This is a genomic window from Gemella haemolysans (assembly GCF_012273215.1).
GTDB classification, from domain to species: Bacteria; Bacillota; Bacilli; order Staphylococcales; family Gemellaceae; genus Gemella; species Gemella haemolysans_A.
Genome location: NZ_CP050965.1, coordinates 1,686,841 through 1,700,760 on the forward strand (window position 1 = coordinate 1,686,841; position 13,920 = coordinate 1,700,760).

General features: G+C 29.3%; 14 protein-coding genes. All 14 read right to left on the minus strand.

The window, feature by feature from the left end:
* Positions 1–32: 32 nt before the first annotated feature.
* Complete coding sequence (locus FOC48_RS08080) at positions 33–1,298, minus strand: EpsG family protein (RefSeq protein ID WP_003147711.1); 1,266 nt, start codon at positions 1,296–1,298, stop codon at positions 33–35.
* 136 nt (positions 1,299–1,434) lie between these two features.
* The gene (locus tag FOC48_RS08085) at positions 1,435–2,403 is read right to left on the minus strand and encodes a glycosyltransferase family 2 protein (RefSeq protein WP_003147710.1); all 969 of its coding nucleotides are present in this window, start codon (positions 2,401–2,403) and stop codon (positions 1,435–1,437) included.
* The gene (locus FOC48_RS08090; RefSeq protein ID WP_003147709.1) at positions 2,393–3,397 is read right to left on the minus strand and encodes a glycosyltransferase; all 1,005 of its coding nucleotides are present in this window, start codon (positions 3,395–3,397) and stop codon (positions 2,393–2,395) included. Before FOC48_RS08090 ends, FOC48_RS08085 begins: the two co-directional genes overlap by 11 nt.
* Positions 3,387–4,490: a glycosyltransferase family 4 protein gene (locus tag FOC48_RS08095; protein WP_003147707.1), complete on the minus strand. Its 1,104-nt coding sequence runs from the start codon at positions 4,488–4,490 to the stop codon at positions 3,387–3,389. The genes FOC48_RS08090 and FOC48_RS08095 overlap by 11 nt, the downstream gene beginning before the upstream one ends.
* 4 nt (positions 4,491–4,494) lie before the next feature.
* Positions 4,495–5,283, minus strand: coding sequence for a LicD family protein (locus FOC48_RS08100; protein ID WP_003147706.1), 789 nt, complete (start codon positions 5,281–5,283; stop codon positions 4,495–4,497).
* A gap of 10 nt (positions 5,284–5,293) precedes the next feature.
* Entirely contained in the window at positions 5,294–6,253 is a 960-nt protein-coding gene (locus FOC48_RS08105; RefSeq protein ID WP_216842915.1) for a glycosyltransferase family 8 protein, read from the minus strand.
* A gap of 145 nt (positions 6,254–6,398) precedes the next feature.
* Entirely contained in the window at positions 6,399–7,763 is a 1,365-nt protein-coding gene (locus tag FOC48_RS08110) for a sugar transferase (protein ID WP_003147704.1), read from the minus strand.
* A gap of 24 nt (positions 7,764–7,787) precedes the next feature.
* Entirely contained in the window at positions 7,788–8,492 is a 705-nt protein-coding gene (locus FOC48_RS08115) for a polysaccharide biosynthesis tyrosine autokinase (RefSeq protein WP_003147703.1), read from the minus strand.
* 11 nt (positions 8,493–8,503) lie between these two features.
* Complete coding sequence (locus tag FOC48_RS08120; protein ID WP_003147702.1) at positions 8,504–9,202, minus strand: YveK family protein; 699 nt, start codon at positions 9,200–9,202, stop codon at positions 8,504–8,506.
* Between the two features lie 19 nt (positions 9,203–9,221).
* Entirely contained in the window at positions 9,222–9,947 is a 726-nt protein-coding gene (locus tag FOC48_RS08125; RefSeq protein ID WP_035467199.1) for a CpsB/CapC family capsule biosynthesis tyrosine phosphatase, read from the minus strand.
* Positions 9,948–9,965: 18 nt separating this feature from the next.
* The gene (gene cpsA / locus FOC48_RS08130; RefSeq protein ID WP_003147700.1) at positions 9,966–11,435 is read right to left on the minus strand and encodes an LCP family glycopolymer transferase CpsA; all 1,470 of its coding nucleotides are present in this window, start codon (positions 11,433–11,435) and stop codon (positions 9,966–9,968) included.
* Positions 11,416–12,291 (minus strand): diacylglycerol/lipid kinase family protein, encoded by an 876-nt coding sequence (locus FOC48_RS08135; protein ID WP_003147699.1) that lies wholly within the window; start codon positions 12,289–12,291, stop codon positions 11,416–11,418. Before FOC48_RS08135 ends, cpsA begins: the two co-directional genes overlap by 20 nt.
* A gap of 547 nt (positions 12,292–12,838) precedes the next feature.
* On the minus strand, positions 12,839–13,339 hold the full coding sequence (locus tag FOC48_RS08140) for a DUF4064 domain-containing protein (protein ID WP_003147698.1): 501 nt from the start codon (positions 13,337–13,339) through the stop codon (positions 12,839–12,841).
* Positions 13,340–13,401: 62 nt separating this feature from the next.
* A complete protein-coding gene (locus FOC48_RS08145) occupies positions 13,402–13,818 on the minus strand; it encodes a hypothetical protein (RefSeq protein WP_003147697.1) in 417 nt (138 codons plus the stop codon).
* Between the last annotated feature and the right edge of the window lie 102 nt (positions 13,819–13,920).

The following is a 13,920-nucleotide window of genomic DNA, read 5'->3' on the forward strand; positions in this document are numbered from 1 at the left end:
TTTTATATAACATTGTCTTACATATCATATATTTATCGTCTCACTACTTCACTTAATGAGAATTGGTGTAAATCACTAAAATATTCATAGACATTTTTTGTTAATATTTCAATAAAGTTATAATCAAGCAAACGAAGAAATTCTAAGAAATTTCTATTCCAAATTATAGTCCCTACAAAACATAATATTAACATGAAATAAGATATAAAATATTTATTTCCTTTAATTTTAGATGTTCCTTCTGTATCACTAGCAATAAACAATAGAACCGAAATAATTACTAATGGATATACAAACCAAACAAATCTATCTAACAATGTTAAGAACGGTGATACTGATAAAGTCAGTAAACAAACGTACATTACTAGTTTGTAAAAATTTTTCAACTTTTCATTTTTTTGAAATCTAAGAGTTATATGATAATAAACAATAAAAATAACACTGATAAGTGCTCCTACGTAAACATATACTAAGTCAGACCACTTAAATAGTACTATATAATTCTCTGTAATCTGGTACGAATCAAATTTTTCAACTAAAAACGAAAAATATCCATTATTAATATTAAATACAGGTAATACAATAGATAATACTGGAAAAGTAAATAATACCAATATTTTTTTGTATATTCTATCATTTTTTAACAGAGGGAATAGGATCCTTAGTAAAACAAATATAAGACTACTTGCGTGGATTAATATTGGAATTAAATAGTAGAATAACGATTTATTTATACTAAATCCTCCTCTAATTTCCTTATAAAATAGCGAAACAGTGATAGAAACTGCTAACGCATACCTCATTCCACTAGCTGTATATCTAATATTTACAAATGTTAAAATAATTATGAATCCAACTAAAAACAACCATTTTGAAATATTACTTTTTTGAAAAATATCTAATATAATAGAACTATATAGATAATAGACTGTAAAGCACACAACAAAACTAATTAACGAATATGTTCCTGTATTACTAAAAATATATAATAATAATCCAAATAGTGGATAATTATAATACCCATATTCTGTTGGTATATCTTTTGACATCAAATAAGAAAACCATTCAAAAATACTATCATATGATTGATATAAATATGCTGCTTTATAATGATACGCCCCATCATCTGTTGGAAACGGGATATATCTCAATGTAATCAAAGAAATCCCTAAAACAAACAAAATAAGAAAAATTTTACTATATTTAAAACGATATGTCAAAGGTATCATTATAAGAGGTGTAGTTATTATTGGATATAGAAAAAATAATCCTATATAAACCGATAAAATTAAAAACATGTAATTTCCTCCTTGTCAAAATTCAGTGAATAAATAGTTTCCTTGTCTTTTTAGGTATTAAGCACGTTGAAAATTAAATGAATAATTTAAAATATTCTTGATTCACTTTTTTATTTAATCTTTAATTTTTATTATCCTATTTCTTAACTATCAACCTCTTTATAACATTAAACAGTTTAGGTGATAATATAAATAAAATATATTTGATTTTAAAAAAGAAACTTATCTTGCTATTAGACAATATATTAGTATAATTTCTTTTTATCATTTTTCTTATTTTATAAACATCAGTTATACTTGTTTTATACGCTGATCCTATAATTTTAAAAGAACCAATAGCTTCTTTAGCAATAACTGCACTTTCTAAACTCTTTTTATCATTATATTTATCTTTAATAACATCTCTATTATGACTTATCGCATCAAAAAAATCATACTGTTTAGATGTAAATTTTGAATTCACAATGCTTCCTTGACGCTTGTAATAGTTATATATTTGTATTGGTGTGTGAACTATTTTATTCGCTTTCTCAACATGCTCACTAATTATATATAAATCTTCGTATATTCTTCCCTTCGGGAAAGGAATTTCTAAAATACTTTTTCTATATAACTTTCCACAAGCTGATACCGTTGCTACTTTATCATAAAATGCCTCTTCAAGAAAAATATCATGATCCATAACAATCACATTCTTAAAATCCTCTTCAGTTAAAGAATGATTAGAATAAACATTATATAATTCTGTTGCCTTAACTCGGGTAGAAACAATATCACAATTATGTTTTTCTTGAATATCCGCTAATAATTCCAAGGAATATGCTTCTAAATAATCATCTGGGTCTAAAAATGTTATAAATTCTCCTTTAGCTTTTTGAACACCAAAATTTCTCGCATCAGATAGTCCACCATTCTCTTTATGAAACACTCTTACATTAGAATATTTCTCAGAATACTCATCACATAATTTTCCTGAATCATCTGTAGAACCATCATTCACAAGAATTATTTCAAAATTTTTATAAGTTTGTTTTTCTAAACTTTCAATTGCATAATGAAGATAATCCTCTACATTATAAACAGGAATAATAACACTAATAAGCATCTATCTCACTCCATTCTTTTTGTTTCTTCTTAACTAATGAGTTAACAAAACAATCAAAAATTCTTTTCATTCTATAATTCAAACTTATTAAAGATGTAACTTTTTTTTCTTTATCGTATCTCCATGTAAAACCACATTTATTAGCGTAGTTAAATAATTCATACATTTCTTCTAAATTATTATTCAATATTGCTAATTGGCATTGTTTATTTATTAAATAAATTAATGCTTCTCTAACAATATTTTCTTGAATCTTATCAGTATGGATTTCCTGATATAATTCTAATATTCTTTTAGTTACTCTATAGTGATGATCCGATTTTTGTTTCATAATATTAATATGCATACTTTGATCTGGTCTACCTAAAAAGTATTGATAAATATCTAAATTATAATATACATAATTCTTCACATATTTTATAGGCAACAATGTGTATTCCGTATCTACATAGAATGTCTTTTCACTCAATCTTATATCATTATTTTTTAAAATAGATGTCTTATACGTTAGCGCATGCATAGGAGTTCTTCTATCAGGTAATCCCTCTACGATACCATCTGGTACAATTCTTTCTACAAAATCAATAGTCTTTTTACTATTATTATACACATGTTGCTCTGTATAATTTGAAATTACCATATCTACATCTATTGTTTTTAATTTTTCTAATAACGTTTCAAAACTACTGATGTCTATCCAGTCATCACCATCAATAACTTTAAAATATTTCCCTTTAGCTTCATTTATTCCTACATTTATAGTTGAACCATGCCCACCGTTTTCTTTAGAGATTATTCTTAAGTCCAAATCAGATTCTATAATTAAATTTTCGACTACTCGAACAGAATTATCTGTACTACCATCATTAACAACGATTACTTCAAAATCTTTATAATATTTCTCATTAACTGCTAAAAATGAATGTATACATTTCTCTATATATCCAGAAATATTATATGTCGGTACAACTATTGTAAGCAATTTATCTTGCATGTTCTCCTCCTATCATCTCTTCAATCAAATTAATCCATTGCTGTAGAATTTTTTCTTTACTAAATTTCTCTGTATCATTCATGGAATTCCCAGAAAAAATTTCTCTTAACTCCTCATTTCCAATAAGTTCACAAATTTTATTACTCATTTCTTCAGTATCAAAGTTATCAATTAAATATCCATTTTCTCCATCTAGAACTATTTCTGATGGTCCCGTTGGACAATCAAAACTAATAATCGGTAATCCATATTGTTTTGCTTCTAATAGTACTAAAGGTAATCCTTCATATCGAGAAGTCATTACATATATCCCATGATTAGGATAAATATTCTCTATCCCTCTTACATTCCCCATAAAATTAACCTGAGCTATTACTCCGCCTTCTTTTAGTTCCTCAACTAACTTTTCTTTAATACTATCATCACCTGAACCATATATATCCCATTGCCAATCAGGATATTTTGATAATACATTAACAGCTACTTTGGATAAATAATCATATCCTTTTTGCTTATCAAAACGACCTACCGTAATTAATTTTTTAGAATTAACATTATATCTTTCTATACTATCAATAGAGTTTATCCAATTATAAATACACTCCACTTTATTAGAATCAATCTTATACTGTCTTATATAATTATCTCTATCTTCAGTAGTTAGTGTAATTATTTTATCAGCTGCTTTAGCCCCAAAATATCGTTGGAATTTTTTTACCTTAGTATCAATATCAACTATAGAATTAGTATGATCACACGAAATAAATACTGTATCTAAACCTAATGTACTAGCTATACCTACACTATTCATACTCATTCCTATACCAAAAACAATCTGGATATCATGTTTCTTTAAATATTCTCTTAATAATAAAACAGATTTAAAAAAATGTTTTTGCATCGATAACTTTTTACTTGATAAATTTTCGTATCTAACATTAAATTTCAAATCAAAAAAACACTCTTCAGTTGCCAATACAGATACTAAATGCACTTCATATTTATCGGATAATTCATTTGCTAAATTAACAGCCACCTTTAATCCACCATCAACTCTATCAATAATCCATTTTACAAAACATATTTTTTTCATAGATTTATTCCTTACTTTTCATCTCTTCAAAATGCGCTATTCTATTTTTTTTATCAGGTAGTTTCATGTAATCTCCATAAATATGTTTTAAATACCCATCATAGTCTTCAGGACTTCTTATTTCAATGTCTTCAAACTTCAATAATTTTGAATTCCCAAATATTTTCTTTGAAACAATTTCTTTTTCTCTATATCTACCTAAAATATTTCCTCCAAAGTCACTATTATCAAAACTATAAGTGGCTGCAATTTTATGTAATTTTTCAACTAATCTCTCTGATGAAAGTATTTTATATATTTTAGATTTCTTCATAAGACCAACTACTAAATTCCCAACAAATCCACGGTCTACAATATTTAACTTATCTATAATCGAAAACTTATATAGTACTCTATATAATAAAAACTTCGTTAAAAATACCTTTCTAGCTATTTTACCATTTGGAGCCCCATCTAATGGAAATAAATCAATATATACAGAATATGATTCTGATCCTATTTGTATATTTTCTTTTTTCTTATATTGCAATACATTCAAATTAATTATGTTTTTCTCTAAAACTACTTCTTCGTTATCACTCAATAATTCAATCAATTTATCATAATATTTTCTAGGTATTCCTAAATCTATATCATCATCCCAAGGTATGAACCCTTGATGTCTTACTGCTCCTAAAAGAGTACCTCCTAAAGCAAAATACTCTATACTGTTATTCTCACATAATTTTATGCATTCTTTTAATAATAATAATTCTTGTTCTTGAATTTTCTTCAGTACTACTTCTTTATCCATAGTTCACCTTTTATTGTAATATTTTATATAACTTCGGTCTTATTTTTGATTGAATAAAACCTATAATTCGTATAGCTAATTTTTTAGGAAGAATATTATATATCTTTAAAATCTTAGGATCTTTAACACTTTTGAATTCCCCTTTATAATATTTCTCAAACTCTCTCACATGAGCTACCTTACTTCCCTGTTGCCATGGTCTTCTTGACAAAAAGCATGTTGTATAATGACGAATCACAATATTATTTCTAGCGTCTTCTAATTTCTTTTTAGAATAGTAATCTACTGGTTTTTTAAATACAAGAATATCCTCATAAGACATATCTTCAAAAATTGTCATATAATTAAATTTAGGATTTATCTCCTTATATGAATCATATAAAACTGCATTTAATATTCCAACATCACCTTGAATAACATTTCCTTTAAATTTACAGATCACATCAAACAACTTACTTTCTATTTGTTCTATTCTCCACTTTTCTAAATCTATCAATAAAACCCCTGTATTAAAAACAGCTCTATCCTCTGGAATGTTCAAGATTTTCTTATACTCTGCATTTATAACATCTGAAACACCTATAACTATTTTGTCATCAAAACAAACATTAAATAACTCTATTAAATTTGATAAAATAATTGTGTCTGCATCTAAGTATAATGCTTTTTTTATACTATCTGGCAGAGCAGATCCAATCATGAGTCTACTATATTGGCTAGCTGAGCCCCTATCTAACTTCACTTGATAAGGTACTTCACAATTTTCAATCCAATTAACTTCTTTCTGATTGTATTCTTTTGATAAATTATTTATTTTCTCTTTATTTAAATCAGATATTTTTTCCCCTATTATCCAAATATCTAAGTTTAAATCTCCATTGGTATCATACAATGAAGCTATCGAAGCATAAAGCACATCGATAAAATTATTATCTGTAGCGTATACTATATCCAATCTTTTCACTTCCATTTTATCAAATTTTATGTTAATATAAACCATATTCACTTATATTAGTCTGTGTTTTAGTTTGGCGACGAAACACAGTCTTTTTTATTTTAACAAGGAGTGGTTGTATATATTTATAGCCACTCCCTATTTTTTACTTTTCCCCGTATTATTTACTTCCTTCTCTTTTTAGGACAACCATTATAGTTTTAATTATAATTTTTATGTCCAGTCTTAGCGACCAATTTTCGATATATTTCATATCTAGTTTAACTACTTCTTCAAAATCAAGTATGTTACTTCTTCCACTAACCTGCCACATTCCTGTAATACCAGGTTTTACCTGCATACGTTTGAAATGATGAAGATCATACTGTGTATATTCATCAACTGTCGGAGGACGTGTTCCTACAACGCTCATATCCCCTTTAAGAACATTGATAAATTGTGGAAGTTCATCCAATGACCAATCCCTTAGTTTTTGTCCAAATGGGAAGACCCTAGGATCATTATTCATTTTAAACATCAACGTTGTCTCTAGCTCATTTTGGCTTAAAAGTTTTGCTTTTCTTTCTTCAGCATCCATATACATACTTCTAAACTTGTATATTTTAAACTTTTTACCATTTTGTCCTATTCTTGTTTGAGTGAAAATAAGTGGGCCTGGCGCTTGCATTTTCACTATTGGCAGTATAATTATACCTACAATAATCGTTAATAGTATTCCCACTACTGAGATTGCTATATCCATCACTCTCTTCAGAATTACCTGACGTAGTGTTGCTATTTTTATTGCAGATGTTAAATAAATATTATCTCCTTGGAACGTTACTGCAGTATTAGCTCCTACTTCTTTAATTATTGGTGTTATATTAATCTTCGTCGGAATACCTAACACTTCAAAAATCTTAAATATTTCAACCAAGTCTGTTTGAGACGATAAATTGGCATATATTTCATCAACTCTATGATGAGATAAGAAATCTCTAATTTCAGAAATATTGTGGACAACCGGTTTAGCGTTATATATATATTCATCTGAATTGTTCGCATATGCTAATACTTGATAATTACTTGGAAGCTCTCCAATAGTGTTTAAATCACAAAAATCAGATAGTATTATAATATTTCGACTGTCATCACGATAACGATTATTTATTCTTTTAGAAATAATTCTTACACAATAGATCAAGACAAATGCTAGAACTAAATAAATAATCAATTCCATACTTTTTACTATATCAAAGAAATCATTGCGATTAAATATTACTAAAAACAATGTAAACAATGAGACAACTTTTAATACATAGATAAATGTTGCCTTAAGTTCTTTAAGATACCCTCTCTCTGATATTGTCCAATATTCTTCTGACATAAGTGCGACAAGAATACCGATAACATTCATAACAATAAAGAAGTACAAGTTATCTTTTGATTTTGATTGGAAATCAAAACTAAAAATGTAAGCTAAAGATAAGGCTATTAAATCAGTCACCAAGAACAGAAACTTATTAGTTCTTCTAATATAATACATCTCGTTCTCCTCTTATCTTCTGACTTATTTTTTATCTTTGTTTCCATTTAGTCCATAACTACCATAGTGACCGTAGTAACCACCATAACCTAGCTCATTTGAGTTAACTTTATTTAAGATTACTCCTAGGAACTCAGCTCCACCTTTTTCAAGTTGTTCCTTGGCTTTTTCTATACTCTTCTTCTTAACACGATTTGCTTCTACAAGGAGAATTACTCCATCTGTCTTAGGAGCTACGATAGCCGCATCGATTACCTGTCCAATCGGTGGTGTATCGATGATAACATAGTCATAATATTCTCTAAATACTTCAATCATAATGTTAAAGTTTTTGTTTTGTAATAATCCTGTTGGGTTCGGTGGTACTTGACCTACTGGAATAACATTAAGGTGTTCCACATCAGTTTCATAAATAACATCTTCGATTGGAGATACTCCAGAAAGATAGTTAGTTAGACCACTAATTTTGTGCTTAAATTTGAAACGACCTGCCATTACAGACTTACGTGTATCAGCGTCCACTAGAATAGTTTTAAGACCTAATTTTGCTAATGAAATAGCTAAATTAGTCGATACAGTACTCTTCCCTTCGTTTTCTGAAGTTGATGTAATTACGATTACTTTTTTATCTTTTCCTAAAAATTGGATATTTGTACGTATGGCGTTGTAATATTCATCATTTTTAGGATCTACTATTTTTTGGTTTGTTAGTAAATTAATTTGTGCCATGTATTTTCACCTTATCTCTTTCCTGTTTTTGTATCTGGAACTACACCTAAAAGCACAAGCCCCATTGCTTCTTCAATATCTTCTGCTCTCTTAACTCTATCATCTAGTAGTTCAAATAATACTACTCCAGCTACAGCTAAGATAAATCCTAATGCTGTCGCTAATACCGCATTTCTAGGAATGTTTGGAGAACTTGGTGATGTAGCTGCTTTTGCTTCTTCTAATGTCGTTACATCATCGATTTTTGTTACGTCTTTAATCTGATCAGCTGATACTGATTTTACAGTATTCGCTAAGTCACTAGCTACTTGTGGATCTTTATCTCGAACAGTGATTGAGATAATACGTGTATCTTTTGGTGCATCGACACTAACTTTTCCTGCTAATTGTTTTGCTGTAAGTCCTAATCCACTCTTTTCTGCTGAATCTTCCATAACTTTGTTCGAAAGAATAATCTCTTTATAGTCTTTTACTAATAGTGATCCTAGTTGAACGTCTTGTGTTGTGATTGCTTTATCATCTTTCTTTTGGTTAACCACATATACTTTCGTAGTAGAAGAGTATTGTGGCGTTACTAAGAAAATACTATAAGCAAGTGATACCGCAGTAAATAGTAGTGTTACTAATACTATTAATATCTTCTTCTCCCAAATTCTTCTTAACAGTAGCATAATGTCTAACTGTATTAAATCTTTTTCCTGATTATCCATTGTGTTGTTTTTCCTCTCTTTATATTATTTTATTCATTAATAATTTTTCTTGATTTTTTTCAAATAGTTCGTAAGCTATTGTTGGACCGTATTTTTTCTCGATAATGTCATATGCTTCTTTCATAAATGTTCTTCGAGAATCCATATTGTGCATATCACTTGCGATAAAGTGAACTAGCTCTTGGTCTAGGTACTTCTTAGCTCGTTTTTTGTAATGTTTGTGTTTATCACCGATAAGCTTTGGTTTGAGAACACTTGCTGCATTAACCTGGATATAAGCACCCATGTTAATCAATTCTTGAACACCTTTTTCATCTACATCGTTGTATCTTTCAACGTGAGCTACTACTGGTGTTAATCCTAGTAATATAACTTTATTTATCGCTCTGTGGATTTCTTTATAGCGCATCTCATAAGGAAATTCGACTAATACATAGTCTGTATCAGCTAATTTTGGGTATACACCACTTTCGATTTTCTCAATTTCACCTTCTTTGTAGTAGACTTCGCTTCCTAAATAAACCCTTAGGTCGCTAGCTACTTCAGCAGCAATTTCTTCTACTCGTTTGAAGTTTTCTCTAATTATTTCAATATCTGTTTCGAACATTCCGCGTCTTCTGTGAGGTGTTGCGATAATCGTTCTAACACCTTGTCTGTAGCTTTCTTCTAGCAAATCACGAGTATCTTTTTCAGTTTTTGCACCGTCATCTACTCCGAAGACTACATGGGAATGTATATCTATCATTCTAATTCCGTCTCTCATCTACTTACCTTCCAATACATCTTTAATATTCGCTGTTACTTCCGCTAGACTCTTATCATCGATTTGCATCATGTATAGTTGTGCTCCAGGCATCGCATATGATGGTAATCCCATACTTCCAGTACCAGTTAACGCTTGAGAAGTTACATTGTAATCTTTTCCTGAGTTAAGTTGTTCATTCGCAAGACCCATAGCTGTTTCTATCGGCATGTTTGTCTGAATTGATTCACTTAAATCTTTAATAACACTTTGATAATTCGCTAATCCTTCTTTCGAAGTAAGTTTTTTAATTATCGCTGTAATAACTTTTTCCTGATTTTTACCACGATCGTGGTCTCCACCAGTAAGCCCGTATCTTTCTCGAACAAACATTAAAGCATCTTCAGAATTCATATGTAATAATCCTGGTTGGAAACTTTTCTTTCCACCATACGATACAAACGCTTGATCATTATACACATCTACCCCACCAACTGTATCGATTAGTTTTAGGAATGATGTGAAGTTAAGTCTTGCATAATAATCAATTTTAATACCGTAGACATTCTCTAATGTATGAATTGATGATTCTACACCGTATAGTCCTGCGTGTGTAAGTTTGTCATATTGATTATTACCACCATCAGCGATTTTCACATATGAGTCACGTGGTGTTGTAGTTAATAAGATTTTTCCAGTTTTTTTGTTTACTGTCATAATAATATTAACATCTGAACGACTTACACTTGATACAGGTCCATATGTATCAATACCACTTACATAAACGTTAAACACGTCTCCAGCATTTTGTTTTGCTTTAGCATTTACAGTTTTTGTTATTTTGTATGAATATATTACTTTTGTTTTATCTTTAAAGTCTTGGTGTTGACTTGTAATTAAGTCTTCAAATGAGCTGTTTAACACCATTGCTCTAGCTGTTCCTGCTGTTAGTTCTTCATAAGCTGAGAAGTAGTTTTTTGATTCTGAAAGATTTAGACTTTGTTTTTCTTTATCGCGAATCTCTTTCATCAATTTATTGATGTTTTCTCCATCTGAAGAAACCGGCGCTGATACCGTAACATCTTTTAGGTCAGCCAATTTTTCAGCTTTGTCATTTTTCAAGACTACGACATTCATTGTATACTCGCTTACCGTTGCATTGTTATTTAAATTATCGAATAAACCAATCGCTGTTCTAAATTGCATGTACGAGAATATCAAGGCAATATTCATAACAACTAACATTATTACATTAAATATTTTTGCTTTTTTCTTAATAACTAGGAATACCGACAGTACTATCGCTACGATTATTACTCCGATTATCGCATAGTTGATTCCTCTAAAGTTTAGGAAGTCGTATTTTAACATCGTCCAACTTACCAGTCCACCGAGTATGATCAGTAAGGCAGCTAATATACCATTAACTATATCAAAAGCTCCTATACCTGATTCACTTCTAGCATTACGGCTACTTGAATTTCTTCTCATTATTTTTTATCCTCTTTAATTTATAAAATTTACTAAGACAACTCAGATTTAAATGTTCCTCGCTGTTTATTAATTCTCCATCAATCTGAAAATATTTCTGATTTGTCGTTACTGTTAATGTGTCCGTAGTTATATGTATAACTCTTTTTAGTTTATTATGTTTTTTCAGAAGTAAGCAAAGATAATTATAAACAAACGTTATTAAATTCATGTTCTCCATTACCATAATGTGGAGTTTGCCATCTTGACCTGTAGCAGTTTGCGAAAATTTTATTCCGCCTCCTTCATATGGTTGAATCATAATATTTAACAAATATAGGCTATCGGTATCTATTTCACCGGAGTCCCACGATATTTTCGCCCTATATTTTTTCAGCATGAAAATACCTATTACTCCTTGAAGAAGATAGATATACTTTCCTACATATTTTTTTAACCTTGAGCCATTTGCTCTTTTAATTATGTCAGCATTAAAACCGATATCGAATCCCGAACAGAATTTTCTATCGTTAACAACACCTACATCATATTCTATAAATTTCTTTGAGTCTAATAATCTACTTATTTCAACAGTTTTATCGAACCTTATTGATCTTGCAAGATCATTTCCAGATCCATACGCGAGATAGATGAATTCTTTACCATGATAGTTATTTACCACTTCGTTAATAGTACCATCTCCGCCGATGACGATTAGTTCATCTTCGTGGATTTCACTCATCAAGTCACTCGCGTTCTTATTTTTAGAGGTTTTTAGCACTTTGTAAGGTGACTTTTCCCTCTTTAAAACACGCTCTATTTTTTCAAGTTCAATAAGACTTTTTTTACTCCTAGAATTAACAATTATTTTAATCATATTACGAACCTATTCAAAAATACTTCATCCTAACAATTATACTACAAAAACAAGCATTTATCAAAGATTTATCTATTTTAAAACGCTTTAAATAATAGATTATTTTACTTACTTTAACACTATTTCTATCATTACGATTTACGAGTAAAATTCTCCCTAAATAAATTATTTTATGTTTTAGATAGTTTGAAAATTAATTTTAATTTTCTAATAAAAGAACTCTTTGAAATCCCTTATTTATGAAGTTATTTAGAAATTTTTAGTAAATAAGTGATTTTTAGATTTAGATCAGGAAGTTCCACTAGGGAGCAAATAGTTTGCACGTTATCTTGCAATCAGTTTTTGTATATACAATTCTTAATCATAGTTACAAATATCTAGGTTTTGAAGTTAACTCCCCTACAAAAAACGATACTCCCCCCCTTTTTTATTAAACAAATAAAAAACTACCCTATTAATATTCCGCCGAATTCACTGAATCTGCGACAACTTTCAAATTAATAGAATAGTTTATTATTTTTATCAAATATTCACAAACACGCTACTCTTATAAGTACTCTAATCTGTCAATCTCTGGTTTTTCAGGTGTTTGTGTAAAATCTGTATCGATTGGATCTTTAGGTGCTTTTCTTGCGAATAACATAATCGCCACAATAAAGTATAGTAAGTATACAGGAAGTAGTATCCCAACTGTCATTACACCGATTACTATTGCTGAAAGTAGGAATAAGATTCCTGAAACAATTCTCGCTTTCATAGTAAATGATGCTATTAGCGCTAATAATAAAGCAACAATCGCAACTATTGTATAAACTTTTACCAATAATACAAGTAACGATACGATGTCTAAACCTGAACTTTTTAACAATGATTCAACTCCTGGATCTTGTAATAAGTTATAAAGAATCGGTTCAAATTCTTTTTGTTTAAAAGCAGTAGCTAACTGACTAGAAAATGCTCCAAGAGATAGTAATACTGTAACAAGTATCATAATAACATTCGCGATCCACGCTAAGATTTTTTCAACTTTTCTGCTAAATGGTTTCATAAAGTGCTCCTTTTTAATATATTGATTAAATTATACCACAAAATGTATTAGATTAGTAATGTTTAACCTTTTCTAATAAATAACATAATGGCGACAATGAAATACAATAAGTACACGTGAACCGCAACTTCTGTCGCCATTCCAGCAAGCATAATAGCCAAGAATAAAAATAGTACCCCTGAAAAGATTCTATGTTTCATCGTAAAAGTCGCTAATAATGCTATAAGTGATGTCAGTAAGACTGAAAATTTAATAAATTTTATAAGAAATTCAACCATTTCATTAATATCTATTCCTGTATAAAGAAAAAAAGCTTCTCCGGATTTAGATAACGTTAAACTAATAAATTCAGGAGTTAAAAATATTGCTTCCATCTGTCTTTGAAAAAATCCCGTATACATTAAGACTACCACTGAAATCATCATAATATTCGCAATCCACGCTAGTGTTTTTTCTATTTTTCTGCTCCTTTGTTTCATAAACTTCTCCTTTATTTCAATTAACAACTAAATTATATCATAAATAATTATGGTTTATATAGATTTTTTCAGATATTCTAATTCTTTTCAAAGTTAATTCTA

Excerpts from the sequence above, each read along its gene's own strand:
- FOC48_RS08100 (WP_003147706.1), bottom strand. The coding sequence starts at position 5,283 with ATGGATAAAGAAGTAGTACTGAAGAAAATTCAAGAACAAGAATTATTA.
- FOC48_RS08095 (WP_003147707.1), bottom strand. The coding sequence starts at position 4,490 with ATGAAAAAAATATGTTTTGTAAAATGGATTATTGATAGAGTTGATGGT.
- FOC48_RS08125 (WP_035467199.1), bottom strand. The coding sequence starts at position 9,947 with ATGATAGATATACATTCCCATGTAGTCTTCGGAGTAGATGACGGTGCA.
- FOC48_RS08085 (WP_003147710.1), bottom strand. The coding sequence starts at position 2,403 with ATGCTTATTAGTGTTATTATTCCTGTTTATAATGTAGAGGATTATCTT.
- FOC48_RS08115 (WP_003147703.1), bottom strand. The coding sequence starts at position 8,492 with ATGGCACAAATTAATTTACTAACAAACCAAAAAATAGTAGATCCTAAA.
- FOC48_RS08120 (WP_003147702.1), bottom strand. The coding sequence starts at position 9,202 with ATGGATAATCAGGAAAAAGATTTAATACAGTTAGACATTATGCTACTG.
- FOC48_RS08145 (WP_003147697.1), bottom strand. The coding sequence starts at position 13,818 with ATGAAACAAAGGAGCAGAAAAATAGAAAAAACACTAGCGTGGATTGCG.
- FOC48_RS08080 (WP_003147711.1), bottom strand. The coding sequence starts at position 1,298 with ATGTTTTTAATTTTATCGGTTTATATAGGATTATTTTTTCTATATCCA.
- cpsA (WP_003147700.1), bottom strand. The coding sequence starts at position 11,435 with ATGAGAAGAAATTCAAGTAGCCGTAATGCTAGAAGTGAATCAGGTATA.
- FOC48_RS08140 (WP_003147698.1), bottom strand. The coding sequence starts at position 13,339 with ATGAAACCATTTAGCAGAAAAGTTGAAAAAATCTTAGCGTGGATCGCG.
- FOC48_RS08135 (WP_003147699.1), bottom strand. The coding sequence starts at position 12,291 with ATGATTAAAATAATTGTTAATTCTAGGAGTAAAAAAAGTCTTATTGAA.
- FOC48_RS08090 (WP_003147709.1), bottom strand. The coding sequence starts at position 3,397 with ATGCAAGATAAATTGCTTACAATAGTTGTACCGACATATAATATTTCT.
- FOC48_RS08110 (WP_003147704.1), bottom strand. The coding sequence starts at position 7,763 with ATGTATTATATTAGAAGAACTAATAAGTTTCTGTTCTTGGTGACTGAT.
- FOC48_RS08105 (WP_216842915.1), bottom strand. The coding sequence starts at position 6,253 with ATGGAAGTGAAAAGATTGGATATAGTATACGCTACAGATAATAATTTT.